The 26,216-nt window shown below is 71.3% G+C and carries 18 protein-coding genes; 10 read left to right on the forward strand and 8 right to left on the reverse strand.

Features of this window, described 5'->3' with window-relative positions; genetic code table 11:
- Nucleotides 1-16 precede the first annotated feature (16 nt).
- From ACFSNB_RS14420 to ACFSNB_RS14435, 4 genes are all read left to right on the forward strand, one after another.
- The gene (locus ACFSNB_RS14420) at nucleotides 17-1,807 is read left to right on the forward strand and encodes an extracellular solute-binding protein (protein ID WP_377317777.1); all 1,791 of its coding nucleotides are present in this window, start codon (nucleotides 17-19) and stop codon (nucleotides 1,805-1,807) included.
- On the forward strand, nucleotides 1,804-2,910 hold the full coding sequence (locus ACFSNB_RS14425; RefSeq protein ID WP_377317779.1) for a microcin C ABC transporter permease YejB: 1,107 nt from the start codon (nucleotides 1,804-1,806) through the stop codon (nucleotides 2,908-2,910). Before ACFSNB_RS14420 ends, ACFSNB_RS14425 begins: the two co-directional genes overlap by 4 nt.
- A gap of 91 nt (nucleotides 2,911-3,001) precedes the next feature.
- Complete coding sequence (locus tag ACFSNB_RS14430) at nucleotides 3,002-4,027, forward strand: ABC transporter permease (RefSeq protein WP_377317781.1); 1,026 nt, start codon at nucleotides 3,002-3,004, stop codon at nucleotides 4,025-4,027.
- Nucleotides 4,027-5,646: an ABC transporter ATP-binding protein gene (locus ACFSNB_RS14435; protein WP_377317783.1), complete on the forward strand. Its 1,620-nt coding sequence runs from the start codon at nucleotides 4,027-4,029 to the stop codon at nucleotides 5,644-5,646. Before ACFSNB_RS14430 ends, ACFSNB_RS14435 begins: the two co-directional genes overlap by 1 nt.
- 138 nt (nucleotides 5,647-5,784) lie before the next feature.
- Here the strand turns inward: ACFSNB_RS14435 and ACFSNB_RS14440 are convergent, their stop codons facing one another.
- Genes ACFSNB_RS14440 through ACFSNB_RS14455 form a run of 4 tightly spaced genes read right to left on the reverse strand, consistent with a single transcriptional unit; the run spans nucleotide 5,785 to nucleotide 9,729 of the window.
- Nucleotides 5,785-6,207 carry a hypothetical protein gene (locus tag ACFSNB_RS14440; protein WP_377317785.1) on the reverse strand — a complete coding sequence of 141 codons (423 nt, stop codon included), beginning with the start codon at nucleotides 6,205-6,207 and terminating at the stop codon, nucleotides 5,785-5,787.
- On the reverse strand, nucleotides 6,204-8,732 hold the full coding sequence (locus ACFSNB_RS14445) for a sensor domain-containing protein (RefSeq protein WP_377317787.1): 2,529 nt from the start codon (nucleotides 8,730-8,732) through the stop codon (nucleotides 6,204-6,206). The genes ACFSNB_RS14440 and ACFSNB_RS14445 overlap by 4 nt, the downstream gene beginning before the upstream one ends.
- Before the next feature lie 8 nt (nucleotides 8,733-8,740).
- Nucleotides 8,741-9,361 carry a chemotaxis protein CheC gene (locus ACFSNB_RS14450; protein ID WP_377317789.1) on the reverse strand — a complete coding sequence of 207 codons (621 nt, stop codon included), beginning with the start codon at nucleotides 9,359-9,361 and terminating at the stop codon, nucleotides 8,741-8,743.
- A complete protein-coding gene (locus ACFSNB_RS14455) occupies nucleotides 9,358-9,729 on the reverse strand; it encodes a response regulator (RefSeq protein ID WP_377317791.1) in 372 nt (123 codons plus the stop codon). The genes ACFSNB_RS14450 and ACFSNB_RS14455 overlap by 4 nt, the downstream gene beginning before the upstream one ends.
- Nucleotides 9,730-10,343: 614 nt before the next feature.
- Here ACFSNB_RS14455 and pufB (ACFSNB_RS14460) point away from each other — a divergent pair.
- The 6 genes from pufB (ACFSNB_RS14460) (at nucleotide 10,344) to ACFSNB_RS14485 (ending at nucleotide 12,232) form a co-directional block, all read left to right on the forward strand.
- Nucleotides 10,344-10,484, forward strand: a complete 141-nt coding sequence (pufB, locus tag ACFSNB_RS14460; protein ID WP_377317793.1) for a light-harvesting antenna LH1, beta subunit — start codon at nucleotides 10,344-10,346, stop codon at nucleotides 10,482-10,484.
- A gap of 32 nt (nucleotides 10,485-10,516) precedes the next feature.
- Nucleotides 10,517-10,690 carry a light-harvesting antenna LH1, alpha subunit gene (gene pufA, locus ACFSNB_RS14465; RefSeq protein ID WP_377317795.1) on the forward strand — a complete coding sequence of 58 codons (174 nt, stop codon included), beginning with the start codon at nucleotides 10,517-10,519 and terminating at the stop codon, nucleotides 10,688-10,690.
- A 348-nt stretch (nucleotides 10,691-11,038) separates the two neighbouring features.
- The gene (gene pufB / locus ACFSNB_RS14470) at nucleotides 11,039-11,179 is read left to right on the forward strand and encodes a light-harvesting antenna LH1, beta subunit (RefSeq protein WP_377317797.1); all 141 of its coding nucleotides are present in this window, start codon (nucleotides 11,039-11,041) and stop codon (nucleotides 11,177-11,179) included.
- A 29-nt stretch (nucleotides 11,180-11,208) separates the two neighbouring features.
- Nucleotides 11,209-11,382 carry a light-harvesting antenna LH1, alpha subunit gene (gene pufA / locus ACFSNB_RS14475; protein ID WP_377317799.1) on the forward strand — a complete coding sequence of 58 codons (174 nt, stop codon included), beginning with the start codon at nucleotides 11,209-11,211 and terminating at the stop codon, nucleotides 11,380-11,382.
- A gap of 173 nt (nucleotides 11,383-11,555) precedes the next feature.
- Nucleotides 11,556-11,729 (forward strand): light-harvesting antenna LH1, alpha subunit, encoded by a 174-nt coding sequence (pufA, locus tag ACFSNB_RS14480; RefSeq protein WP_377317799.1) that lies wholly within the window; start codon nucleotides 11,556-11,558, stop codon nucleotides 11,727-11,729.
- 329 nt (nucleotides 11,730-12,058) lie between these two features.
- Nucleotides 12,059-12,232 (forward strand): hypothetical protein, encoded by a 174-nt coding sequence (locus ACFSNB_RS14485; protein ID WP_377317801.1) that lies wholly within the window; start codon nucleotides 12,059-12,061, stop codon nucleotides 12,230-12,232.
- A 78-nt stretch (nucleotides 12,233-12,310) separates the two neighbouring features.
- Here ACFSNB_RS14485 and ACFSNB_RS14490 read toward each other — a convergent pair whose 3' ends face one another.
- The 4 genes from ACFSNB_RS14490 to ACFSNB_RS14505 all read right to left on the reverse strand — a co-directional run.
- Nucleotides 12,311-13,441: an ABC transporter substrate-binding protein gene (locus tag ACFSNB_RS14490; RefSeq protein ID WP_377317803.1), complete on the reverse strand. Its 1,131-nt coding sequence runs from the start codon at nucleotides 13,439-13,441 to the stop codon at nucleotides 12,311-12,313.
- 3 nt (nucleotides 13,442-13,444) lie between these two features.
- Nucleotides 13,445-14,308: a prohibitin family protein gene (locus ACFSNB_RS14495; protein WP_377317805.1), complete on the reverse strand. Its 864-nt coding sequence runs from the start codon at nucleotides 14,306-14,308 to the stop codon at nucleotides 13,445-13,447.
- Nucleotides 14,309-14,311: 3 nt separating this feature from the next.
- On the reverse strand, nucleotides 14,312-15,997 hold the full coding sequence (locus ACFSNB_RS14500) for a cyclic peptide export ABC transporter (RefSeq protein WP_377317807.1): 1,686 nt from the start codon (nucleotides 15,995-15,997) through the stop codon (nucleotides 14,312-14,314).
- A 97-nt stretch (nucleotides 15,998-16,094) separates the two neighbouring features.
- Nucleotides 16,095-26,216, reverse strand: a 10,122-nt coding sequence (locus ACFSNB_RS14505) for an amino acid adenylation domain-containing protein (protein ID WP_377317809.1), incomplete at its 5' end; no start/stop codon positions are given.

The raw sequence follows: 26,216 nt of genomic DNA on the forward strand, positions 1-26,216 counted from the left end.
CGCCGATGGAGCCTGCATGCCCCGCCTGTCCGCCTGGTGCCTGATGCTGTGGTTCGTCCTCTGCGTCCCCGCCCTCGCCGCGCCGGTGCATGGGCTGGCGATGCACGGCGCACCGAAATATCCCGTTGGTTTCACTCATTTTGACTACGTCAACCCCTCGGCGCCGAAAGGCGGCACGCTGCGTCTGGCCGAGATCGGCGGCTGGGACTCGCTCAATCCCTTCATCGTCAAGGGCGAGGTCCCCGGCGGGGCCGACCTGCCGTTCGAGACCCTGATGGTCGAATCCGCCGACGAGCCGTTTTCCGAATATGGCCTGCTGGCCGAAAGCGTCGAGGTGCCGCCCGACCGCTCCTGGGTGATCTTCACCCTGCGGCCTGAGGCGCGCTGGCACGACGGCAAGCCGGTCACTGCCGATGATGTGGTGTTTTCCTTCAACACCCTCAAGGCCAAGGGCCATCCCCGCTACCGCTTCTATTACGCCGCGGTCGACAAGGTCGAGAAGCTGGGCGCGCTGAAGGTGCGCTTCAGCTTCAAGCCGGGCGACAACCGCGAACTGCCGCTGATCCTCGGCCAGCTGCCGGTGCTGCCGGCGCATTGGTGGAAGGGGCGCGACTTCGCCGCCACCACCCTGGAACCGCTGCTGGGCAGCGGCCCTTACAAGGCCGGGGCGTTCGAACCCGGCCGCACCATCACCTGGGAGCGGGTCAGGACCTATTGGGGCGCCACCCTGCCGGTGCGGCGCGGCCTCTATAATTTTGACCGGATCCGTTACGACAGCTATCGCGATACCACGGTGGCGCTGGAGGCGTTCAAGGCCGGCGATTACGACTGGCGGCTGGAGAACGAGGCCAAGAAATGGGCCACCGGCTACCAGGACTGGGCGGCGCTGAAGGACGGGCACGGCCGCAAGGAGATCTTCCCCAACCAGCGTCCGGCCGGGATGCAGGCCTATGCCTTCAACCTGCGCCGTCCGCTGTTCCAGGATCGCCGGGTGCGCGAGGCGCTGGGGCTGGCCTTCGATTTCGAATGGACCAACAAGACCCTGTTCTATGGCCAGTACCGCCGCTCCACCAGCTTCTTCGCCAACTCGGAAATGGCGGCGACCGGCCTGCCCGGACCGAAGGAGCTGGAGGTGCTGGAGCCGCTGCGCGACAAGCTGCCGGCCGAGCTGTTCACCACCCCGTTCCAGTTGCCGGTGACCGAGGGCGACGGCAACATCCGCGCCAATCTGCGCGCGGCGATGCGGCTGCTCGAAGCCGCCGGCTGGCGGGTCGAGAACGGCAAGCTGGTCGACAAGGACGGCAAGCCGTTCGTGTTCGAGATCCTGCTGGTCCAGCCGGTGTGGGAGCGGATCGCGCTGCCGTTTGCCCGCAATCTCGAACGGCTGGGGATCGAGGCCCGGGTCCGGGTGGTCGATACCGCCCAGTACAAGAACCGCACCGACCATTATGATTTTGACATGGTGGTGCAGGTCTGGCCGCAATCCCAGTCGCCCGGCAACGAACAGTTCAGCTTCTGGGGCAGCGCCGCCGCCGACGCGGTCGGCGGGCAGAATCTGGCCGGGATCAAGAACCCGGCGGTCGATGCCCTGGTCGCGGCGATCATCGCCGCCCCCGACCGCGAAACCCTGGTGGCGCGCTGCCGCGCCCTCGACCGGGTGCTGCTGTGGAATCATTACGTCATCCCGCAATGGCATCTCGGGGTCGATCGGGTGGCGTGGTGGGACAAGTTCGGCCGGCCCGAAGCCGTGCCCGCCGCCGGCATCCAGCCGATGGCGTGGTGGGCGCGCGAGGCCGCGGCGAAATGATCGCCTACACCCTGCGCCGGCTGCTGCTGATCCCGGTCACCCTGTTCGGCATCATGCTGGTCAATTTCATGGTGGCCCAGTTCGCCCCGGGCGGTCCGGTCGAGCTGATGCTGGCCAAGGTCCAGGGCAGCGCGGTCGATGCCGCCGCCCGCGTCTCCGGCGCCGGCGGCAGCGAGGCCGGCGGGCGTGTCCGCGCCGGGCCCGATGCCGGTCCCGGCGGGGCCTATCGCGGCGCCCAGGGGCTCGACCCGGCCTTCGTCAAGGACATCGAGCGGCAATTCGGCTTCGACAAGCCCCCGGCCGAGCGGTTCTGGCTGATGATGGGGCATTATCTGCACTTCGAATTCGGGTCGAGCTTCTATCGCGACGTGCCGGTGACCCAGTTGGTGATCGAGAAGATGCCGGTGTCGGTGTCGCTCGGGCTGTGGAGCACCCTGATCATCTATCTGGTGTCGATCCCGCTCGGCATCGCCAAGGCCACCCGCGACGGCTCGCGCTTCGACCTCGCCACCTCCTGGGCGGTGATCGTCGGCTATGCCGTGCCCGGCTTCCTGTTCGCCATCCTGCTGATCGTGCTGTTTGCCGGCGGCAGCTATTTTTCCTGGTTTCCGCTGCGCGGGCTGACCGGGGTCGGGATGGAAACGGCGCCGCTGGGGGCGCGGCTGCTCGATTACGCCCATCACCTCGTGCTGCCGGTCACCGCCCTGGTGGTCGGCGGCTTCGCCAGCCTGACCATGCTGACCAAAAACGCCTTCCTCGACGAGATCGGCAAGCAATACGTCGTCACCGCCCGGGCCAAGGGGCTGAGCGAGCGGCAGGTGCTGTACCGCCATGTCTTCCGCAACGCCATGCTGCTGATCATCGCCGGTTTCCCCCGCGCCCTGGTGGCGATCCTGTTCACCGGCTCGCTGCTGGTCGAGATCATCTTCTCGCTCGACGGCATCGGCCTGCTCGGCTTCGAGGCGGTGATCAACCGCGATTATCCGGTGATGTTCGGCACCCTCTACGCCTTCAGCCTGCTCGGGCTGGGGCTCAATCTGATCAGCGATCTGACCCTGCACTGGGTCGATCCCCGGATCGATTTCTCGGCGCGGGGGGCGTAAGGATGGTGCAGCAAGAAAAGAAGCGGGCGCTGCCCGCACCCGCCAAGGGCCGCAAGGCCCTTGGATCCCGCTCCCTGGTTGCGGGGGCGTCATGGTCACGTTGACCCCGCTCGATCGCCGCCGCCTCGCCGCCTTTCGCCGCAACCGGCGTGGGTTCTGGTCGCTGTGGATCTTCCTCGCCCTGTTCGCCCTGACCCTCTGCGCCGAGCTGATCGCCAACGACCGGCCGATCCTGGTCGCCTATGACGGGGCGCTCTACGCGCCGGTGCTGAAGGATTATCCCGAGACCACCTTCGGCGGCGATTTCGCCACCTATGCCGATTACCGCGACCCGGTGCTCGCCGCCAACATCGCCGCCCATGGCTGGGCGCTGTGGCCGCCGGTGCGGTTCGATTACCAGGCGATCAATTTCGATCGCGGCGGCACCCATCCCGCCCCGCCCGGTCACGGCAACTGGCTCGGCACCGACGATCAGGGCCGCGACGTGCTGGCGCGGCTGATCTATGGGCTCAGGCAGTCGATTCTGTTCGGGCTGGCCCTGACGGTGGCCAGCGCGCTGATCGGGGTCACCGCCGGGGCGGTGCAGGGCTATTTCGGCGGCTGGACCGACCTGCTGATGCAGCGTTTCCTTGAGGTGTGGGGCGGGCTGCCCGAGCTGCTGGTGCTGATCATCGTCGCCTCGATCATCACCCCCGGCTTCTGGACCCTGCTGCTGGTGCTGGTGGCGTTCTCCTGGACCAGTCTGGTCGGGGTGGTGCGGGCCGAGGTGCTGCGGGCGCGCAATTTCGATTATGTCCGCGCCGCCCGCGCGCTGGGGATGAACGACCGCCGCATCATGCTGCGCCACGTCCTGCCCAACGCGATGGTGGCGACGCTGACCTTCCTGCCTTTCATCCTCAGCGCCTCGATCGTGTCGCTGACCGCGCTCGATTTCCTCGGGCTGGGGCTGCCGCCCGGCTCGGCCTCGCTCGGCGATCTGCTGCGCCAGGGCAAGGAGAACCTCCAGGCGCCCTGGCTCGGCCTGACCGGCTTCGTGGTGGTGGCGCTGCTGCTGTCGCTGCTGGTGTTCGTCGGCGAGGCGGTGCGCGATGCCTTCGATCCAAGGAAGACCCACTGATGACCCAGTCCGCTTCCGCGCCGCTGCTGGCGGTCGAAGATCTGGCCGTGACCTTCGGTCAGGGCGCCGGGAGCGTCGCGGCGGTGCGCGGCGTCTCCTTCACCCTGGCGCGCGGCGAAACCCTGGCCCTGGTCGGCGAATCCGGCTCGGGCAAGTCGGTCACCGCGCTGTCGATCCTGCAATTGCTGCCCTATCCCCGCGCCCGCCATCCCCACGGCAGCATCCGCCTCGACGGCACCGAGCTGGTCGGCGCGTCCGAGCCGGTGCTGCGCCGGGTGCGCGGCGGCCGGGTGGCGATGGTGTTCCAGGAACCGATGACCTCGCTCAACCCGCTGCATTCGATCGAGCGGCAGGTCGGCGAGGGGGTGGCGCTGCATCAGGGCCTGCGCGGCGCGGCGCTGCGGGCGCGGGTGATCGAATTGCTGACCCTGGTCGGCATTCCCGACCCGGCCAGCCGGCTCGACGCCCTGCCGCATGAATTGTCGGGCGGCCAGCGCCAGCGGGTGATGATCGCGATGGCGCTGGGCAACGGCCCCGATCTGCTGATCGCCGACGAGCCGACCACCGCGCTCGACGTGACGATCCAGGCCCAGATCCTCGCCCTGCTGAAGGATCTTCAGGCCCGGCTGGGGATGGCGCTGCTGTTCATCACCCACGATCTCGGCATCGTCCGCAAGCTGGCCGACCGGGTCTGCGTGATGAAGGACGGCGCGATCGTCGAGACCGGCGCGGTCGGAGAGGTGTTCGCCGCCCCCCGTCACGATTACACCCGCAAGCTGCTGGCGGCCGAGCCGGGCGGCCAGCCGCTGACCCCGGCCGCCGATGCTCCCGAGGTGATCGCCGCCGACACGGTCAAGGTGTGGTTTCCCCGGCGCGGCGGCCTGTTCGGCCGCGTCACCGGCCATGTCAAGGCGGTGGACGGGGTGTCGCTGGCGGTGCGGCGCGGCCAGACCGTCGGGGTGGTCGGCGAATCCGGCTCGGGCAAGACCACCCTCGGCCTCGCCTTGCTGCGGCTGCTGAAGTCCGAGGGGACGATCCGCTTCGCCGGCCAGCCGATCGAGCGGCTGGGCGCGGCCGAGCTGCGCCCGCTGCGGCGGCAGATGCAGATGGTGTTCCAGGACCCCTATGGCTCGCTCAGCCCGCGCCTGTCGGTCGAGCAGATCGTCGGCGAGGGGCTGGAGGTCCACGGTCTGGCCCGCGACCGCGCCGAACGCCGCCGCCTGATCGCCGCGGCGCTGGAGGAGGTCGGGCTCGATCCGGCGGTGGCCGACCGCTACCCGCACGAATTCTCCGGCGGCCAGCGCCAGCGCATCGCCATCGCCCGCGCCTTGGTGCTGAAACCGGCGTTTCTCGTGCTCGACGAGCCGACCAGCGCGCTCGACGTCTCGGTCCAGGCCCAGATCGTCACCCTGCTGCGCGACCTCCAGGCCCGCCACGCCCTGGCCTACCTGTTCATCAGCCACGATCTGCGGGTGGTCCGCGCCCTGGCCGACCATCTGGTGGTGATGAAGGACGGCAAGGTGGTCGAATCCGGCCCGGCCGAGCGCCTGTTCGCCGCCCCGGCCACCGCCTATACCCGCGCCCTGATGGCCGCCGCGCTCGATCTCGCCGTGGTGTGACGAAGCCGTAAAGCTGCGCGGGCTTCCGCCCGCGGGCCCGGCCGGGGCGATGCCCCGGACCCCCTTTGTTTTCATCGATAAAAAAAGGGGAGGTCTGGAGGCGGAAGCCTCCAGGCGGGGCGCGGGGCGGCAGCCCCGCTACTCGTTCAGCCTCTGATGGATCCGCCCGGCGCACTCGGTCAGCCAGATTGCCCGCTTGAGGCGGGCGGCGTGGCGTTCGGCCTCTTGGCGTTCCTTGACGGCGGGGTCCTCGCCCTGTCCCTGCGACAGGCGCTCCATCTTGCTTTCGATCGGGCTGAGGCGGCGGGCCGTCTCGGCCTCGGCCTCAAGCCGGGCGCGGCGGGCGGGGTAGGACAGCAGGTCGAGCTGTTCCGCCTCGACGGCGGCGAGCTGGCGGCGCCAGAACGGGCCGGAATAGAGCACCGAGGACCATTGCGCCGGGCCGGGCAGGGGGGTGCAGGCATCGGACAGGGCGATCTCGGACGGCGGGAAGGTGGCCCAGATCAGCGCGGCCGCGCCCAGGCCGAGCAGCAGCAGCAGGTGGCGGTGGTTTCTGGTCATCCTCCGTCCTCCGGGTCGGCGGCCAGCCAGTCGCGCGGGTCGCGCGCCAGCGCGGCGAAGGCGTCGGCCGGGACCGGCCGGCTGAAATAATAGCCCTGGGCCTCATCGACGCCATGGGCCAGCAGGAAATCGAGCTGGGTGCGGCTTTCCACCCCCTCGACATTGACCCGGGTGCGCAGCGAATGGCCCAGATCGACGATCGCCTTGACCACCGCCTCGTTGTCGGGGTGCTGGCCGATGTCGATCACGAACGAGCGGTCGATCTTCAGCTTGTCGACCGGGAACCGCTTCAGATAATTGAGCGAGGAATAGCCGGTGCCGAAATCGTCGATCGAGATGGTGACGCCCAGCGCCCGCAGCGCCTTCAGCACCTCGATCGAGCTGTCGACGTTCTGCATCGCGATGCCCTCGGTGATCTCGAGCTGGAGCGCCTCGGGCGCCAGTCCGGTCTGGTCGAGGATGTCGGTGACCATCGCCACCAGCCCCTGGCTGTGGCGGAACTGCACCGGCGACAGGTTGACGGCGATGGTCATCGGCCCGAGCCCGGCATCGCGCCACGCCCGGCCCTGGCGACAGGCCTGGTGCAGGATCCAGCGGCCGAGCGGGATGATCAGGTCGGTGCGCTCGATCACCGGGATGAACTGGGCCGGCGGCACCCAGCCGAGCTGGGGATGGTTCCAGCGCAGCAGCGCCTCGCAGCCGACGATGCGGCCGCTCTTGAGGTCGAGCAGCGGCTGGTAATGCAGTTCGAGCTGGGGCGTGCCGAGGGCGAGGCGCATGTCGCGCTCGATCGCCTTGCGGGCCTGGACCTCGGCATCCATCGCCGCGACATAGAAATGGTAGGCGTTGCGGCCGTCGGCCTTCGACTGGAACATCGCGAGGTCGGCGTTCTTCAGCAACTGGTCGGCGGTCTCGCTGTCGTCGGGATAAAGGGTGATGCCGATCGAGGTGCTGGTCAGCACCTCGTGATCCTCGAGCCGGAACGGCTCGGACAGGCTGGCGATGATCGCCTCGGCGACGTGGCGGGCGCCCTCGGCGTCCTTGAGATTGGTCAGGATCACCGCGAACTCGTCGCCGCCGAGCCGGGCCACCGTGTCGGTCTCGCGCAGACAGCGGGTCAGGCGCCGCGCCACCGCCGTCAGCAGCTGGTCGCCGATGGCGTGGCCGAGGGTGTCGTTGATGTCCTTGAACTTGTCGAGGTCGAGGAACAGCAGGGCAAGCCGGCTGCCGCCCCGGCGGGCCTGGGCCAGCGCCTGGCGCAGCCGTTCCTGGAACAGCACCCGGTTGGGCAGTTCGGTCAGCGAATCGTGATGGGCCAGATGCTGGATGCGGGCGGCGCTCAGCTTGCGCTCGGTGACGTCGCGGCCGACCACCACCAGCCCGCGCCGGCCGCCGTCCGGGGTGAACAGCGGCACCTTGGCCATGTCGAAGATGCGCGGCCCGCCCGGGCTGGTCAGGGTGACCTCGTAGCTGAGCTGGCGGCCCAGGCGCCACGCCATCTCGTCGGTTTCGTGGCTGTTGAGCAGCGGGCCGCTGGGCAGCGGGGCGTCGCGGGCCAGTTCGAACGCGGTGCGGCCGACATAATCGCGTCCGTCGAGCCCGAGCAGGTCGAGACAGACCTGATTGGCCACCAGCCAGCGCCCGGCGCCGTCCTTGAAACAGATCAGGTCGGGCAGGGCGTTGATCAGGGTGGTCAGCCATTCCTGCTGCTGGCGCAGCGCCTCCTCGCCGGCCTTGCGGGCGGTGATGTCGTGGCCGAGCGCGATGAACAGGTCGCGCCCGCCGAGCCGCATCGACGACAGCGACAGTTCGAGACAGCGCCGGGCGCCGCCCTTCAGCACCGCGACCACCTCGGTGCGCTGGCCAAGGAACGGGGCGGTGGCGACCGCCCCGTCGGGGCCGGCGAGGTCGGGGATCAGCAGGGTGACGGCGCGGCCGGTGATCTCGGCCGGGCGGTAGCCGAAGATCCGCTCGGCCGAGGGATTGTAGGTGCCGATCGCGCCATCCTCGCCGAAGGTGATGATCGCGTCGGCGGTGTTGTCGACGATGGCGCGGTTGTGCAGCTCGGACAGGCGGTAATTCTCCGCCAGCGCCTCCATCGTCCGGGTCTGGCGGCGCAGCACCGCCTCGCGCATCGCCATCGCGGTGATGTCGAACACCTGGATCAGGGCATGGCGGCGGCCGCCTTCGTCGATCGGGCGGATCACCACGATCTGCTGCATCGCCACCGGACGGGACGGGTCGTCGCCGCGCCGTTGCAGCGGGAACAGCCGCTTGTTGAGGGTCGAGGTCAGCAGGGCCGACAGGCCGTCATCGAGCGCCTGATCGATTGCCGGGGCGATCCGGCCGGCGCCGAGACCGGGGAACACCGCGTCGAGGCGGCGGTTGAGCGCCTCCTCGGCGGCAATGCCGGCGGCGCGGGCGATCCAGGCGTTCCACAGCAGGACGCGGCGGTCGGCATCGAGCAGGATCATGCCGATTTCGCCGGCGTCGGCCAGTGCCTGCAGCAGGGGGCCGAGAGGCATGGGCCGGCCTATCCCGTCACCACCCGGGCGACGTAGGCGGAAACCGCGGTCGCGAAGCTGCGGGCGGAAACGATGTCCATCACGAAGGCGAGATAGCCCTCCACTCCCTTGGCGGCGACCGAGAAATCGACCTGGAGGAACATCACCAGCTCGGAATCGACGTTCTTGCTGTCGAGGATGCTGGCGCCCCGGCCGCAGACATAGGTCGGCAGCGAGCTTTCGATCGACAGGCCGAGCTGGTTGGCGAGGCTGCCCAGGCAGGCGTTGAGGATGATGTTGCCGACCTCGATCAGCGCCTCCTGCTCCAGTTCGGTCAACTGGTCGAGCGGCACGGTGTCGGACAGGATCGACCGCACCAGTTCGAGGCTCTTGCGCTCGGGGAAGATCAGCAGGATGTCGCCGGAGAAGGAACTGCTGAATTCCTGCCGCACCGCCACCGACAGCCCGCCGCCGGTGGCGGCGTCGAGCCGGGCCGCGCTCTGGCGCGACGACAGGAACTCGACGAACGGTACCGACAGGGTCACCTCGTCCTCGACCAGCCGCGACAGCGAGGCGGCGGCCTGGCCGACGGCGATGTTGAGGATTTCGACCACCGCGTCGTGTTCGATCTCGCCGATGATGGAGGTCATGATGGCGCCTGCCCGCATTCGAGGAATTGCCGCAAGTCCGCTTCCCGCAGCGGCTTGACCAGGAACCCGACCCCGATCTCCTCCGCCCGCCGCCGCACCGGGTCCTGGATGTTGGCGGTCAGCAGGCTGATCCGGGCGGCGGGGATTTCGGCACGCAGCCGTTCCGCCGCCGCCAGCCCCCCCATGCCCGGCATGTTGACGTCGAGCAGCACGAAATCGGGCGGCAATCCTTGCGCGGCGGTCAGCGCCGCCTCGCCGCTGGCGGCCTCGACGATGCGCCAGCCCGGCCGCACGCGTTCGATCATCGCCGCGGTCATCATCCGTGCCACCCGGCTGTCATCGACCAGAAGAACCGTCTTGTCACTCATCGCTGGCCCGGCATCTCCGACACCGGCCCCGCCCGCGGGCGGGCGCGGCCTTCCCTTAAAAGATTCTATCCGTGTCTTCCTTAAGGAGTCTATGCGTGAGGTAGGGGGGGGCCGCAAGGACAAACTCCGGCCCCCGCCCGCCGCCCGGCCCCGCCGCGCCGGGAAGCCTGCCACCCCGCCCGGAGGGGTGGGCGCCACGGCGTAGATTCGAATTGACACCCGCAGGCGACGATGCAAGAGTACCGCCTGTTACGGGGGCTGGCCAGGGGGCGGCAGGCGCAGGACAGCGTGGGGAAGCGTCCGGATTTATTCCAAACGTTCCGCTGTATTTTGTGCCGACGGCCGATCTTTCGTCAATGGTCGCATTTTCCCGTTGAGCGAGTTGTCCTGTCGGGCTGCCGGTGATTTCGCCTGCCGCCTGAACGGAGACCGGGGTTGTGTCTGGCCAGGGCGCGTTTGCTGGTCGCGCCGCTTGGCCCGAAAAGGGTGAGACTTCCTCCCGCTTGGCAGCGATCCGGCGCCGCGGGGGAGGGCGAGTTGGTCATGAGGTTTCGGCCTCATGGCGAACCCAGCCGCGCGGGAGGTGCGCGGCAACCACAATGGAGTGTAGACACATGGCTGAAAGAAGCTTGTCGGGCCTGACCGAGGAAGAGGCGATCGCGGTCCACGACCAGTTCAAGACCACCTTCTCCGCTTTCATCATCCTGGCCGCCGTCGCGCACGTGCTGGTTTGGGTCTGGAAGCCCTGGTTCTGATTTCTCGACACACTTCTTAGGGGGATATTCCTATGAGCAATCCGAAGGACGACTACAAGATTTGGCTGGTCATCAATCCGTCGACCTGGCTGCCCGTGATCTGGGTTGTCGCCACCGTCGTCGCGATCGCGGTCCACGCCGCCGTCCTGGCCGCTCCGGGCTTCAACTGGATCGCCCTCGGCGCCGCCAAGAGCGCCGCGAAGTAAGTCACTCTTTCCAGAGTGTCTGACTGACGGGTCGCGGACGGATCTCGGGCTTTGGCCCGGTTCCGTCCGCGTCTTGTTTTGCGCGGTGTGATGTTGGCCGGCGCGGCAATCGCCGCCCTCCGTGCCCCTTCCGATCCCGCCGCCGGGGGTTTCCCCCCTCTCCCGATCTGTGCCTGATCTCCCCGCGCCCGGCCGTCGGCCGTGCCGCGGCGTTGCCGCGTGAAAGTTGCGTGTCGGGGGAGATTCAGATTGACTCCGCCCGGCCCAAATGCAACATTACAGCCCGTTAATGAGGACTTGCAGCGGCGAAAACCGCCGGATGCCCCCCATTACCATGGAGATCGAAACATGGCTGAGAGAAGCTTGTCGGGTCTGACCGAAGAAGAAGCGGTTGCGGTCCACGCCCAGTTCCAGACCACCTTCAGCGCCTTCCTGGTCCTCGCCGCCGTCGCGCACGTGCTGGTGTGGGTGTGGAAGCCCTGGTTCTGATTTTCGACCATTCCTAGGGGGTTAATCCTATGAGCAATCCGAAGGACGACTACAAGATTTGGCTGGTCATCAATCCGTCGACCTGGCTGCCCGTGATCTGGATCGTCGCCACCGTCGTTGCGATCGCGGTCCATGCCGCCGTCCTGGCCGCTCCGGGCTTCAACTGGATCGCCCTCGGCGCCGCCAAGAGCGCCGCGAAGTAAGTCACTCTTTTTAGAGTGTCTGACTGACGGGTTGCGGACGGACTCGGAGCGCAGCCTCCGTACCGTCCGCAATTTCTTTCGGCCGACGCGTCGTCGGCGTGTGCCTGGCAACCGCTCCGCTGAACCGGAGCCGGGCCGGGGTCGAGCCGAACCCAACTCTTTAGGGGTATGTCATGAGCAATCCGAAGGACGACTACAAGATTTGGCTGGTCATCAATCCGTCGACCTGGCTGCCGGTGATCTGGATCGTCGCCACCGTGGTCGCGATCGCGGTCCATGCCGCCGTCCTGGCTGCTCCGGGCTTCAATTGGATCGCCCTCGGCGCCGCCAAGAGCGCCGCGAAGTAATCGACGCTTCATCGCGCCGATGCGGGCGGGCCTGGGTTTCCCAGGCCCGCCCGTCGCGTTTTGGGCCCCCGGTCCGCCGCGGCGGCTCCGCAAAAAAGGATAAAATTTTAAGCAAAACGGAAAGTAAAAGAATAGTTTCGTTACCAGAAAAATGTTGTCTTGTGCGAATTGGTTAACATACACTTAGTCATCGACGCAATTCCGAGGGACGACGGGAATGGTCGGCCCAGGAGGCGGAAATGGCTCTTTGCTCTCGTAAATGCCCCAATTGCAGCAACCTCGTTACCGTCCGCATAGACTATAACGATAGTTCTTTCGGGTGCAGTAAATTGCAAGAACAGATCGGGCGACAGGTGGTGCTCGACCTCTACAACAAGATCGCCGACGACATGTCGTCGGCCGGTGATGACGTCGCGATCATTCTGCATGTCTCGGGCGCCGACATTGCCGCCCGCTGCAACCATATCAACCGCAACAACGAAAACGCGATAGAGCTGTTCTGATCTGTCGCCGTTGACCCGGGGCGTCGCCGTCCAATGCGGCGGGAGACGCCCCCGGTCGCCCTCTCCCCCCGATCGGCGTCATTGCGGCAGGAACAGCCGCTGTTCGACCAGGCTGCCCTCGGGGGTGAAGCTGTAATCGGCGATGACGCCGCGAAGAAGCGGCATGTAGCGGATGGTGTAGGCGACGTCGAGCGGGTTGAGCGAATGGGCGCGGCCAAGGCCGGCGGCCAGGATCCGCACCGCGTCGTAGCCCTGGGCCGCGGCGGTGTCGGGGGCGTGGCCGAAACGCTGGCGGAAGCTGGCGACGAAGTGCTGGTTTTCCGGCCGGGGATCGGCCGGGTCGTAGAGGTTGAGGAAGCGCGCCCGCCGCACCGCCGTGCCGGCTCCGGCGCGGATGTCCTCGGACAGTTCATCGGGCAGGACGATCGGCGCGGCGAGGCCGACCCCGTCGGCGCGGCGCAGGAAGCGGATGATGTCGAGGTCGCTGCCGGTGAAGGCGATCACGTCGGCATCGACCGATTTCAGCAGGTTGGCGGCGAGGCGGAAATCCTCGCGCTTGCGGGCATAGGGCCACTGGAACACCATCCGCCCGCCGACCGCGTCCTGGGCGAGGCGGTATTCCGATGCGAAATCCTGGCCGTAGGCGCCGCTGTCCCACAGCAGGGCATAGGTCTGCCGCTCGCCGCGATGGGGGCCGGAACGGGCGAGCAGGGCGGCGATGTGATTGGTGGTCGGCGCCATGCGCACCACGTACTGATAGCCGTGCGCGGTCACCGCCGGGACGTTGATGTTGACCAGCAGGTTGAGCAGGCGGGCCCGCTCGTAGATCGTCGCCGCCTGGATCGCCACCCCGTCGTTGAAATAGCCGATCACCGCGACCATTTCCGGCGTGGCGGCGAAGTCGAGCGCGATCCGGCGCGCGGTCGGCCAGTCGTCCCCGTCGTCGCGCAGCACCAGCCGCAGCGTCCGCCCGTCGATGCCGCCGGCCTGATTGATCTCGCTCCGCGCCAGTTCCAGCCCGTCGGCCATGCCGTCATGGCGCAGGGCGAACGGCCAGCTCACCCCCACCAGCACCTCGTTCTGCGGCCGTTCCAGTTCAGCGAAACGGTCGGCGCCGGCCGATTCGAGCGAACGCCACTGCGGTTCCAGCGCGACCCACAGCCCGGCCAGCACCGCCAGCCCGAGGATCCCGGCCAGGATCCGTCCCATCCGCTACTCCCGCCCGAGGATCAGCGGCAGGCCGTGTTCGGCCCCGATCACCACCGTCTTGGCATTGGGCGACTTGGCCAGATCCTGGGTGGCCTGGATCCCCTGCCAGTGCAGCACCTGGGGCGACAGGCTGCGGGCCAGGGTGGCGTTGTAGACGGCGAGGCCGTCGGCCTCGATCCGCTTGCGTTCCGCCTCCTTGCGGGCGATCGACAATTGGAAGGTATAGCCGGCGTCGGTCTGCTGATAGGCCATCTTGGTCTCGATCGCGTCGGAGATCCGGGCCGGCAGCGAGATGCTTTCGATCGGCACGTCGTCGAGATCGATGAAGCGTGACTGGAGGCGGATCTTCGACAGTTCGCTGACCCGCTCCTGGATCAGCTTCTGGCTGGTGTAGATGTCCTCCGGCTTGTACTGGCCGAAGATGGTGCGCACCACCGAGCGGATCTCGGGGCGGATCACCACCCCGACATAATCCGGCCCGATGGTCTGGTGCAGCGAGGGCAGGGTTTCCGGCGCGAGGAAATAGCGCACCGAATACTGCACCTTGATGGTCAGGCCATCGACCGTCAGCGCGTCGATCGAATCGTTGAACTGCTGCTTGCGCAGATTGTAGACGTACATCTTGTTGATCGGCAGCAGCAGGTGCAGCCCTTCGCCGTAGACGCTGTCGAGCACGGTGCCGCCGCCGAGACGGCGCCACAGTACCCCGGCCTGGCCGGAATGGACCGACACCACCACCCGGTCGAAGAAGAACACCATGGCGAAGGCGGTCAGCACCAGCCCCACCACCAGGAACGGGGCATTGGCGCGCAGGAAGGTCCGCCACGCCTGCCCCCATCCATCGATCCAGCGTGCGAGAGCGGTCATCGGTCAGCCTCCCCGAGTGTCGTGGCCAGGCTCGCCCGGCGCAGGCGGGGCGATCTCGACCAGCCGCCCATATTCCATCCGCAGCACGCGGTCGGCGGCGTCGAAATAGCGGTCGTCGTGCGACACCACCACCACCGTCTTGCCCGCCGCCTTCAGGTCGGGCAGCAGGGTATGGTAAAAATAGTGCCGGAACGGCGGATCCTGGTCGGCCGCCACCTCGTCGAACACCGCGATCGGCTTGTCCTCCAGATAGGACACCACCAGGGCGAGGCGCTTGCGCTGGCCGGTGGACAGCCGGATGTTGGTGAACTGGCCGTCGGCGAAGCCGGTCTTGTGGGCGATGTCCATCTGCCGCAACAGGGCGGCGACCCGGTCGGGATCGATCCGGGCCAGCCCGTGCAGTTTTTCGAACAGATGGAAATCGGCGAAGATCGCCGAGAACAGGTCGCGGTAGGACTGGCGGTTGCCGGCGCCGATCTCGGCTCCGTCGAGCAGGATCGTCCCCGTCTGGGGCGGATAGAGCGCGGTCAGCAGCTTGAGCAGGGTGGTCTTGCCGCTGCCGTTGCCGCCGACCAGGAACAGCACCTCGCCCCGGCGCAGGGTGAGATCGACCGGTCCGACCGCGAAGGTCTCGTTGCCCTCGGCGTCGTGATAGGCGAAACGCAGCCCGACGAAATCGAGCCGGCTGAAGCCGGACAGATCGTGGGTCGGCCGCGCCTCGCTTTCCGGGCTGCGGGCCAAGGCGGCGTCGAGCTGGGCCTCCAGCGCGCGCAGGTTGCCGACGCTGACATTGGTCTCGGACAAGGTCGGGATCATCCCCATCACGTTGCCGAGCGGCCCGAAGAAGAACAGGATCGCGGCGACGATCTTGGTTTCCGAGCCGGAAAACACGTCGGTCAGCAGCGGCAGCACGAACGGGATCGCCCCCAGCAGCGACAGCAGGAACAGTTCGACGAACACGATGTTGTTCGAGAACAGGATCATCACTTCGATGCGGATGTCGCGCACCCGGCTGGCCCGGCTCTCGAACTCGGCCACCACGTCGTCGCCCTTGCGGCTGTTGATCCGCACCTCCTTGAAGCCGCGCAGCAGGCCGTCGAGGGTCTGGCTCATCCCGTCGACCTCGCGCGAGGCGGCGCGCAGCCCGCTTTCATAGGCGCGGCGGTCCTTGAGATAGATCACGGCGCCGCCGCCGATCAAGGCGAGGCACAGCAGCATCGCCGCCGGCGACACCAGGGCGATGTAGATCAGGGTGAACAGGATCATCACCACCGCCTGGGCGGCGGCGAACAGCGGGCGCGCGGTCTGCACCACCGCGGCGGTGTCCTGGCTGATGCGGGCGTGGATGTCGCCGCCACCGATCGCCTCGATCGCCACCAGATCGCAGCGGCGGATCTTGTCGGCGAGGCGGACGCGGACGTTGCACACCGCCCGCTCGGCGATCCGGGTCGATTGGTGCAGCACGTGGCGCAGCGCGTAGACGAACAGCAGGATCGACAGCGCGAACCAGGCGAAATGCTGCCAGGACGGCCCGCCCTTGCCCAGCGCCTCGACCGAGGCGTTGATCACGGCGAGGCTGATGGCGTTGGCGACGCCGGAACTGGCGACCAGGATCGCCATCTTGAGGTCGAGCCCCCCGGTTTCCTCCTGGAGGAAACTGAACAGGCCGAGGCGGTGCGACAGGGTCATTCCCGATTCTTTTCCGGCATCATGGGCCTCGTGTTCCTTCTACGGGATTTCCCGGGCGCCGCCCAGAGCCGGCACGGGGCATCCGGCGCGCGGCGGGTCATGACTGGGCGGCCCGGCGCAGGGTGGCGGCCAGCCCGGTCGCCGGCAGATCGGGCCACGCCACCCCGAGCCGGGCCAGCCGGTCGAGCGTCCGTTCGCTGGTGATCTCGTGGCGCCGTCCCCGTTCCTGCGGCGAAATCGCGTCGAACAGGCCGAACACCCCCATCGCGTTGGTCACCGCCGCCGCCAGCTCGGGGCGGGTGCTGGCGCGGTCGAGACGGTCGAGGAAGGCGGCGAAATCGAGCGTCTCGATTCCGGCCGGGGCCAGCAGCGCGGCGACGCTGTCGCGGCGGCCGGGCTCGATGTGGTGGGTCTGGTCGGTCAGGTCGGCGGCCAGGGCCAGCCGCGCCACCGCCCGGGCCGCGACGTCGGCATGGCACAGCCAGACATGCGACTCGTCCGGGGCCGCCCCCAGCCGGATCAGCGCCGCCAGCAGACGGAAGAAGGCGTTGCTGGCGATGTCGCGCTGCAACGCCTCGCCCTCGGCGGCGAACACCACGTTGCCGACCCGGTGCAGGCAGACATTGGCCAGCCGGCCGCGCGCGGCGAGGGCCAGCCGCTCCGCCGCCTGCTTGGCGCGGACATAGTAATTCTCGTCCCCGGTGCCGGCCGGGCTGTCCTCGTCGAACAGGACGAAGCCGGTTTCCGGCGCCCGCCCCGCCACCGACAGGGTCGAGATCTGGTGGAAATCGGCCGGCCGGGCCGGGTCGTGCCCGGCGAGGTCGAGCAGCCGGGCGGTGCCGGCGACGTTGGCGGCGGCGAACTCCTCCCACCGGCCGTAATGGCGCACGTCGGCGGCGCAGTGGAAGATCGCCGCGCAGCCGTCGGTCAGGGCGGCCCGTGCCGTCGCCGACAGGCCGAGATCCTCGCGCCGCAGGTCGCCGGTCCACAGGGCGAGGCGGGGCGAGAGGGCCAAGGCGCGGCCGGCCTCGGCGCCGAAATAATGGGTCAGCACGGCGGCGAGGCGGGCGCGGGCGGCGGCGGGATCGTCGGCGCGGATCAGCAGGTCGATCCGCCGCTCGGGATCTTCCGCCAGTTCGCGCAGCAGATAGGCGCCGAGATAGCCGGTCGCCCCGGTCAGCAGCACCCGCCGGTAAGCGCGGCGGCGGGCCGGATCGGGGGCGGGCAGGGCGGCGCTGCGGGCGCGGTAGGCGGCGAAGGCGGACTCGAGCGCCTCGGTCCGGCGCGCCTCGTAATCGGCCCGGTGGTCGGCGAAGGCCTGCCAGTGCGCCCGCGCCCCGGCGAGGCAGGCCTGGAGATGGGCCGGCTCGGGCCGGCAGGTGGCGGCGAAGGCGCGCAGGCGGGGATGTTCGTACAAGGCGGTGATCGAGCAGGCGCACCAGCTCCGCAGCCGGGCGATCAGGGCGATCGCCCGCAGGCTGTCGCCGCCGAGGGCGAAGAAATCCTCGTCGGGGCCGATCCGGTCGCGCCCGAGCAGTTCGCCCCACAGCCGGCCGATGCGGCGCTCGGTCTCGTCGGGCGGGGGGGCGGCGTCGGCCGGCGTGGCCTCGGCCCCGGCGCCGCCGTCGCGCCGGGCGGCGATCAGGGCGGCCAGGGCGGCGCGATCGACCTTGCCGGCCGGGCCGAGCGGGATCTCGGCCAGCTCGATCACCGCCGCCGGCACCATGTGCGCCGGCAGCCGCGCCGCCAGATGGGTACGCCATTCCGCCGCGTCGGGGGCGGGCTGGTCGGCGGCGCGGACGAACGCCGCCCACAATCCGGGCCGGCCCTGGCGGTCGGGCGCCACCAGCGCCACCGCCCGGCGCACGGCGGGGTGGGTCTCGATCCAGCCGGCGATCTCGCCCAGCTCGATCCGCTGGCCGCGCAGCTTGATCTGGTCGTCCTCGCGCCCGAGCAGCACCAGCCGGCCGTCGGGGCTCCAGCGGCCGAGGTCGCCGCTGCGGTAGCTCCGTCCCTCCGGCCCGGTGGGGAAGGCGGTCGCGGTCAGGTCGGGCCGGCCGAGATAGCCTTGGGCCAGCCCGATCCCGCCGAGGCGGATCTCGCCCACCGCGCCCGGCGGCAGCGGCCGGCCGTCGCGGTCGCGGATGGCGATGGTCACCCCGGGCAGGGGCGGGCCGGCGTCGATCGCGCCGTCGCCGGCCGGATCGATCCGGCCGGCCGAGGCGGCGATGCTGTTCTCGGTCGGGCCGTAGCCGTTGAAATGGGCCAGCCGGGCGGCATAGTGGCGGGCATCGCCGGGATCGGGCGGCTCGCCCACCGTCATCAGCAGCCGCAGGCCGGGGAAGTCGGCCCGGTCGAACAGGCGCAGATAGGAGGGGGTCAGGGTGGCGACGGTGACGCCGCCGCCGGCCAGCCGGGCGTGCATGGCGGGGATGTCGTCGATCTCGGCGCGGCTGACCGGCACCACCGCCGCCCCGGCGGCCCAGGCCATCGCCAGATCGCCGATCCAGGCGTCGAAGCTGGGCGAGGCGGCCAGCAGCACCCGGTCGTCCTCGCCGAGGCCGAGGCGGTCGGCCATCCCCGTGGCGAAATTGGCGAGGCCGCGATGGAGCAGGACCACCCCCTTCGGCCGGCCGGTCGAGCCCGAGGTGTAGAGGATGTAGGCGGGATCGCCGCCGGCCGGGGCCGGGGCGCGGCCGGGGCGGGGGGCCGGCCGGGCGAGCCGGTCCGGCCAGTCGAGCCGGGGCAGGGCGGCCAGCGGCGGCGGCGGGGTCAGCCCGTCGAGGGCGACCAGCCGCCGCACCCCGGCGTCGCGGGCGATCAGGCCGAGCCGTTCGGGCGGCAGGTCGGCGGTCAGCGGCAGATAGACCGCGCCGGCCTGCCACACTCCCAGCACCGTCTCGGGCAGGGTGGCGGAGCGGAGGGTCAGCACCCCGACCCGGTCGCCGCGCCGCACCCCGGCCGCCCTCAGCCGGGCGGCCAGCGTCGCGGCGGCGGCGGCGATCTCGCCCCGGCTGCGCGGGCCGGCCGCGCTGATCAGGGCCGGGCGGTCGGGGGCGCGTTCGACCCAGCGGGCGAAGCGGTCGACCAGATCGGTCGCGTCGGGCCGGGGCGGCGGCCCCTGTTCCCAGCCGGCGAGGCGGCGGATTTCGTCCGGCAGCAGGCGGGGCGGCGGGCTGTCGGCGACGCGGTCGGGGGCGATCAGCCAGCGCGCCCAGCCGAGCAGGCCGTCGAGCCAGGCCTGGGCGGTGTCGCCCTCGTAGAGGGTGGCATCGACGAACCAGCGCAGCATCAGCCCGCCATCGGCGGCGCGTTCGTGCGACAGCAGCATGTCGAGCGGCGGACCGAACGGCCGCCGCACCCGGTCGGGCTCATCCACCGCCGCCTCGAAGAAACGCGGCCCGGCGCCGTCGTCGCCGGCGGTGTCGGGGGTCTCGGTCACCGCGAGGTCGAACAAGGGATGGCGGGCGGCGACGGCGGCGGCGGGATTGCGGGCACGCAGATCGGCGAAGATCCGTCCGAACGGATAGCGGGCATGGCCCAGCCCGGCGGCGAGGCGGGCCTGGGTGTCGGCGAGGAGGCGCTCGACCGGGGCGGCGGGATCGATCCGCAGCGGCAGCGGGATCAGATTGATGAACAGGCCGACCGCGCCGCCATCCTCGGCCCGGTCGCGCAGGCTGGCGGCGGTGCCGATCACCGGCGCCGCCTGTCCGCCGCGCCGCCATGCCTCCAGCGCCAGCAGGGTCAGCCACAGCGCGTGCAGCCCGGCGCCCCGGGCGCGGGCGAAGGCGCGCAACGCCTCGGCCTCGGCCGGGGGCAGCCGGCCGCGCAGGACATGGGTGCCCTTGGCATTGTCGCCGCCGCGCGCGAGCGGGCGGGGATGGTCGAGCGGCCAATCGGCCGGCACCGCCGGATCATGCCCGGCGGAATCGGGGCCGAGCGCCGTCCGCCAGTAGGCGGCGTCGGCCGCCCCGTCCGGTCCGGCGAGATAGGCTTCCTCGCGTCCGGCGAGGCGGTCGAGCGGCTCGCCCAGCGGGGCCAGGGTCTCGCCCCGGCGCAGCCGGGCCAGATCCGCGACCATCACCCCGAGCGACACCCCGTCGCCGAGGGCATGATGCAGCGCCACCCACAGCAAAGCGCGGCGCGCGCCGGTCACCCGGGCCAGCCCGGCCCGCCACGGCGGCGGCGGCGCGGCCTCGCCCGGGGGCGGGGCCATCGGCAGCGGCACGGCCTGACGGGCGCGGCCATGGGCCAGCGCGGCGGCGGCGTCGGGATGCTCGCTCAGTTCGAACCGCTCGGGCGGCACGGTCAGGGCGATCCGGCGCAGCTCGCGCTCGGATTCACCGACGAAGCCGACCCGCAGCGCCTGATGGCGGGCGACCAGCGCGGTCCAGGCCCGCCGCCACGCCGCCGGATCGGGCGGGCCGCCGTCGGCCTCCTCGACCCACAGCGCCAGCGGCACGGTGAAGCCCCGGGTGTCGAGCCCGATGCGGTCGGCCAGCCAGAAGCCGCGCTGGCCCTCGGTGGCGCGGTCGGTCGGCACCACCGGGGGGGCGGCCGGCAGCGCGGCGAGACGTGCGGCGAAGGCGCGCACCGTCGGTGCGGCGAACATCTCGCGCGCCGGCACCGGCCGGCCCAATTCCCGCTCCAGCCGGTGGGCGGCGGCGATCGCCAGCAGGGAATGGCCGCCCCGGGCGAAGAAATCCTCGTCGCGCCCGATCGCGCCGCCGCCGAGCAATTCGGCCCACACCGTGGCGATGGCGGTCTCGAGCGGTCCGACCGGGGCGGCGCTTTCCTGCCGCCGCGCCGCGACCAGGGCGAGCAGGGCGGCGGCGTCGATCTTGCCGCTGGCGGTGACCGGCAGGGACTCGACCGCGATCACCGCCGAGGGCAGCAAAGCGGGCGGCAGCCGGGCGGCGAGGAAGGCGCGCCATTCGGCCTCGGCGGGGGCGGCCCGGCCGGGATGGAGCCGGACGAAGCCCCACAGCCGGCCGTCGCCGTCGCGGTGGTGGTCGAGCAGCACGGTGGCCTGGGCCACCGCCGGATGGCGTTCGATCGCGTGGATGATCTCACCCGGCTCGATGCGGACGCCGCTGCGCTTGATCTGGTCGTCGGCCCGGCCGAGCACCACCAGTTCGCCCGCCGCGTTCCAGCGGCCGAGATCGCCGGTGCGGTAGCGCCGTCCCGCCGGCCCGGCCGGGAAGGCGGCCTCGGTCAGATCGGGCCGGCCGAGATAGGCCTGGGCCAGACCGGCACCGCCGAGGCGGATTTCCCCCACCGCGCCGGGCGGCAGCGGGCGGCTGGCGCGATCGACCAGCTCGACCAGGGTGTTGGGCAGCGGCCGCCCCGCCGGTGGCGGTCCGTCGGCGGCGGCGGGGGCGAGCCGGCCCATGGTGGCGGTGATCGCCGCCTCGGTCGGGCCGTAGGCGTTGAGATAGGTCAGCCGGCCGGCATGGGCGCGGATGTCGGCGGCCAGCGGCGGCTCGCCGCCGGTGACGATCGCCCGCAGGGTGGGGAACGGCGCCGGCCCGAGCAGGCGCAGATAGGACGGGGTGATGTCGGCGACGGTGACGCCGCGTTCGGCCAGCATCGCCCGGAAACGGTCGGGCGCTTCGAGCAACTCGGCCGGTACGGCGCAGGCCGCGCCGCCGAACGCCAGCGGCAGGCCGAAATCGGACAGCGAGACGTCGAAGGCGGGCGAGGCGAACAGCAGGCCGCGATCGTCGGGACCGAATCCCAGCGCCTCGCCAGCGCCCAGTACGGTGTTGAGATAGGCGTCGTGACCGACCACCACCCCCTTCGGCGTTCCGGTCGAGCCCGAGGTATAGAGGATGTAGGCCGGATCCTCCGGCCGGCCCGGCCGGTCGAGGCGGTGGCGGTGGCCGGCGTGGAAGGCCGGTTCGATCGCCTCGGGCCGCAGCGGCGGCGGCAGGCCGGGTGGCGGCACCGCGCCGTCGAGGGCGATCAGGCCGGCGGCACCGGCATCGGCGGCGAGGGCGCGCAGCCGCTCGGGCGGCAGGTCGGCGGCCAGCGGCAGATAGATCGCCGCCGCCTTCCAGATCCCCAGCACCGCCGCCGGCAGCCCGGCCGAACGTCCGGCCAGCACCCCGACCACCGCGCCGGCACCGATGCCGGTCTCGGCGAGGGCGTGGGCGATGACGTTGGCCTCGGCCTCCAGCGCGGCATGGCTGACGGTCCCGCTGGCACCGATCAGCGCCGGCCGGGCGGCGGCGGCCGGGTCGGCGTCGAGCCGGCGCTCGAACAATTCGTGGAAGCGCAACGGTGGCCGGGGCCGCGCCTCGCCGCGCTGCCAGAGATCGAGCCTACGCGCCTCTTCCGGCAGCAGCGGCGGCAGCGGCGTCTCGGCCCGGGCGGGATCCTCGCCCAGCCAGTCGATCCAGCCCGCCAGCGCGTCGAGCCAGAGGGCGGCGGTGTCGCGCTCGAACAAGGCGGCGTTGACGTGCCAGTGCAGCAGCAAGGCGCCGTCGGGCTCGGCCTGATGGATCAGCACCATGTCCTGGCCGGGGGAAACGGCGCTGCGTTGATAGCCGAGGCCGCCCTCTTCGCTGCCGGGCTCGGGCGGCGGCCGCAGCCGGGCCGGGCCGGCGGCGGCGGGCGGCACCTCGATCACGGCGAGGTCGAACAGCGGATAACGGTTGGGATCGCGCGGCAGCGGCCGGGCGGTGCGGAAGGCGCGGTTGATGCGGGCGAAGGGCAGGCGGGCATGGCCGAGCGCCGCCGCCAGCCCGCGCTGGGCGGCGGCGAGGCGGGCGGCGAAGGGCAGCGGCCCGGCACCGGGACCGGGCAGGGGGATCATATTGACGTAATCGCCGACCACCCCCTGATCGGCGGCCTCGTCGCGCAGCGACACCGCGCTGCCGAGCATCACCGTCTCCAGCCCGCCGCGTCGCCCCGCCTCCAGCCCGAGCAGGGCCAGCAACAGAGCATGCAGACTGGCCCGTTGTTGCCGCGCCAACGCCGCCAGCCGGGTGGCCGCCGCCGCCGGCAGACGCCGCGAGAAGCGATGGGTGCCGGCCGGGGCGTCGGCACGGCGGGGATGATCGGTGACCGGCTCGGCAAAGGATTCGTCGGGTACCCCGGCCAGCGTTTCGGCCCAGAACCGCGCATCCTCCTCCGCCGCTGCCCCGGCGAGATAGGCTTCCTCGCGCGCCGCCGCTTGGCCGAAATCCCCCTGGCACGGTGCGAGGGTGCCCCCGTCAACCAGGGTGGCGAGTTCATCGAGCAGCAAGCTGACCGATTGCCCGTCACCGATTGCGTGATGGAGGGCCAGCCAGAACCAGACCTCGCCCTCTTTGGCGAGGCCGATCAGCCCGGCCCGCCACAGCGGCGGCCGATCCATCCGGAGCGGCGCGGCATGCCGCCGCCAGAAATGGTCGCGCGCCGCCGTGGCATCGGCGACCTCGACCCATTCCAACTCGGGAAAAAGAAGGGGGTCCGGGGCATCGCCCCGGCCGGGTGCGGGCGGGAGCCCGCCAACCACTCGCCGCAGGCTTCCGTCGTCATCCTCGACATAATGCGTCCGTAGCCCGGGATGCCGTTCGACCAACGCCGCCCAGGCTGCCCGCCACCGCTCCGGCGCGACCGCCCCGTCGATCCGCCGCAACACTGGGATGGTGAAGCCGCGCGTATCGAGCCCGGCCCGCTCGGCGACGCGGAAGGCGAGTTCGCCTTCGGTGGCGCGGTCGGACCGTTCCAGAACCGCTCCGTCCTCTTTCCCGGCGGCAATCCGGGCGGCGAATCCGGCCAGGGTGGGGGCGGCGAACAGGTCGCGCGCCGCCACCGTTCGGCCCAGCGCCTGCCCGAGCCGGTGGGCCAGGGTGACGGCGAGCAGGCTGTTGCCGCCGAGGGCAAAGAAATCGTCCTCGCGCGCCGGCTCGGCGCCGAGCAACCGCCCCCATACCGCCGCGATGGTGGTCTCCAGCCCGGGGCTGGGCGGGGTGCGGGGCCGGTAGTCACCGGCGGCGGCCGCCAGCGCCAGCAGGGCGGCGTGATCGGTCTTGCCGTTGGCGGTGAGGGGAAAGGCCGCCACCGCCGTCAGCGCGGCCGGCACCATGTAGGCGGGCAGACGTTCGGCCAGCGCGGCGCGCCAGCCGGCCGGCACCTCCGCCCCGGCGGCGAGGCGGACGAAGCCGCGCAGAACCTGGGTGCCGGCGGCGGCACGGTCGGCCAGCACCAGCGCCTCGGCCACCCCGGGCAAAGCGGCGAGGGCCTGCGCGATCTCGGCCGGTTCGAGCCGCTGGCCGTGCAGCTTGATCTGGTCGTCGATCCGGCCGGCGATCTCGAGCCGGCCATCGGCGGTCCAGCGGCCGAGGTCGCCCGAGCGGTGGAACCGCCCCTCGGCGGTGACGACGAAGCGCCGCGCGGTCTGCTCCGGCTGGTGGAGGTAGCCCTCGGCGATGCCGAGTCCGCCCAGCCAGACCTCGCCGCTTTCGCCCGGCGGCACCCGGCTGCCATCGGCGCGGCGTAGCGAAATGATCGCGCCGGGGATTGGCCGCCCGACGCTGGGCGGGCGGGTGCGGTCGCGCTCGGCGGCGATCCGCTCGATCGACACCAGCACGGTGGCCTCGGTCGGGCCATAGGCGTTGCACAGGGTCGGCACCGTGGCGGCGAGGCGGTCGAAATCCTGGTGGGTGGGGGCCTCGCCGCCGGTCAGCAGCACCCGCAAGCCGGAGAAGGATTGCTCGGCGCCGAGGCGCAGATAGGACGGCGACAGATAGGCGACGGTGACGCCGAGTTCGGCATAGCGGCGGCGCAGGGTCCAGGGATCGTCGCGCCAGCCGCGCGGCACCGGCACCCAGGCGGCGCCGGCCGCCAGCGCCAGCGCGATCTCCCACAGCGAGGCGTCGAAGCCGGGCGAGGCGGCGAGGGCGACGCGATCGTCGGCGCCGAGGCCGGCAAGGCGGGCGGTCTCGCTCCCGACCTGGGCCAGGGCATCGTGGCGCAGCGCGACGCCCTTGGGGGTGCCGGTGGTGCCCGAGGTGTAGATCAGATAGGCGGCGCCGGTCTCCTCCCCCGGCGCGGCCGGCGGGGCCTCTTCGGCCCCGTCCGCCGCGTCGTCGGGGCCGGGGCAGGCCAGCGCGGCGATGGCGGGGTCGAGCCCGGCCGGCGCGACGAGACCGGGCAGCACCAGCAGCCGGCGGGCGCCGGCATCGGCCAGGATCGCGGCGCGGCGGGCGGGCGGCAGATCGGGCGGCAGCGGCAGATAGACCCCGCCGGCCTTCCACACCCCCAGCACCGCCCCGGGCAAAGCGGGGAGGGTGTCGGCCAGCACCGCCACCGGCTCGCCCGGCCGCAGGCCGTGGCGGCGCAGCCGGTCGGCGACCCGGTCGGCGTGGCGGTCGATCTCGGCGCGGGTGAAGACGCGGCCGGGGGTGACCAGGGCGGGATGCTGCGGGGCGGCGCGGACGGCGGCTTCGAACCGGCGGTGGGCCGCCACCAGCGGGGCAAGCGGGGCCGGGCCGCGCTCCCATTCCGCCAGCCATGCCTCCTCCTCCGGCCGCAGCGGCGGCAGCGGCGCGTCGAGCCCGGCCGGGGCGGCGGCGAGGCGGCGGGCCCAGGCGGCGAAGCCGTCGAGCCAGCCCTGGGCGGTGGCCTGGTCGATCCGGTCGGGCCGCCAGGCGAGGGCGAGGTCGATGCCGCCATCCTCGCGCGGTTCGTGGCTGAAGGACAGGGTCAGCCCGGCGGCGGGCAGGGCGGTCTCGCCCGGCAGCGGGCGGGGGCGCAGGGCCAAGCCGTCGCCCTGGTGGAACCGGGACGGGGCGGCGGTGAGGGCGAGATCGAGCAGCGGCGGCAGCTCGGGCGGGCGCAGCCCGGGATGGTCGCGGCGGAAATCGGCCTGGATCAGCGAGGGCGGCAGCCATGCCGTCGCCAGCGCCGCGTCGAGTCCGGCCTGGGCGGCGGCGATCCGTTCGGCCAGACTCGCCTCGGGCGCGGCGGTCAGCGCCACCGGCAGCAGATGGACGAACAGCCCGACCGCCGTTTCCGCCGCCGCCGGGCGTAGCGAGACCCCGCAGCCGATCAGCAGGCGGGGGCGGCCGTCGCGGCGCTGGGCCTCGTGGGCGAGCAGGGCCAGCAGCAAAGCATGGCGGCCGGCGCGGGCGCGGCGGGCGGCAAGGTCGAGCGCCGCCGCCTCGCGCGCGGTCAGGGTCGCGGTCAGCAGCGGCGCCGCCGTCCCGGCCGGGGCGGGGCGGGGCTCGGC

This window comes from Phaeospirillum tilakii, assembly GCF_042683125.1.
GTDB lineage: Bacteria > Pseudomonadota > Alphaproteobacteria > Rhodospirillales > Magnetospirillaceae > Phaeospirillum > Phaeospirillum tilakii.

Bases quoted from the DNA above. Each gene is read 5' to 3' on its own strand.
- ACFSNB_RS14450 (WP_377317789.1), bottom strand. From the start codon at position 9,361: ATGACCTCCATCATCGGCGAGATCGAACACGACGCGGTGGTCGAAATC.
- pufB (WP_377317793.1), top strand. From the start codon at position 10,344: ATGGCTGAAAGAAGCTTGTCGGGCCTGACCGAGGAAGAGGCGATCGCG.
- ACFSNB_RS14455 (WP_377317791.1), bottom strand. From the start codon at position 9,729: ATGAGTGACAAGACGGTTCTTCTGGTCGATGACAGCCGGGTGGCACGG.
- pufA (WP_377317799.1), top strand. From the start codon at position 11,209: ATGAGCAATCCGAAGGACGACTACAAGATTTGGCTGGTCATCAATCCG.
- ACFSNB_RS14420 (WP_377317777.1), top strand. From the start codon at position 17: ATGCCCCGCCTGTCCGCCTGGTGCCTGATGCTGTGGTTCGTCCTCTGC.
- ACFSNB_RS14445 (WP_377317787.1), bottom strand. From the start codon at position 8,732: ATGCCTCTCGGCCCCCTGCTGCAGGCACTGGCCGACGCCGGCGAAATC.
- ACFSNB_RS14490 (WP_377317803.1), bottom strand. From the start codon at position 13,441: ATGGGACGGATCCTGGCCGGGATCCTCGGGCTGGCGGTGCTGGCCGGG.
- ACFSNB_RS14495 (WP_377317805.1), bottom strand. From the start codon at position 14,308: ATGACCGCTCTCGCACGCTGGATCGATGGATGGGGGCAGGCGTGGCGG.
- pufB (WP_377317797.1), top strand. From the start codon at position 11,039: ATGGCTGAGAGAAGCTTGTCGGGTCTGACCGAAGAAGAAGCGGTTGCG.
- ACFSNB_RS14435 (WP_377317783.1), top strand. From the start codon at position 4,027: ATGACCCAGTCCGCTTCCGCGCCGCTGCTGGCGGTCGAAGATCTGGCC.
- ACFSNB_RS14425 (WP_377317779.1), top strand. From the start codon at position 1,804: ATGATCGCCTACACCCTGCGCCGGCTGCTGCTGATCCCGGTCACCCTG.
- ACFSNB_RS14430 (WP_377317781.1), top strand. From the start codon at position 3,002: ATGGTCACGTTGACCCCGCTCGATCGCCGCCGCCTCGCCGCCTTTCGC.
- ACFSNB_RS14440 (WP_377317785.1), bottom strand. From the start codon at position 6,207: ATGACCAGAAACCACCGCCACCTGCTGCTGCTGCTCGGCCTGGGCGCG.
- pufA (WP_377317799.1), top strand. From the start codon at position 11,556: ATGAGCAATCCGAAGGACGACTACAAGATTTGGCTGGTCATCAATCCG.
- ACFSNB_RS14500 (WP_377317807.1), bottom strand. From the start codon at position 15,997: ATGACCCTGTCGCACCGCCTCGGCCTGTTCAGTTTCCTCCAGGAGGAA.
- pufA (WP_377317795.1), top strand. From the start codon at position 10,517: ATGAGCAATCCGAAGGACGACTACAAGATTTGGCTGGTCATCAATCCG.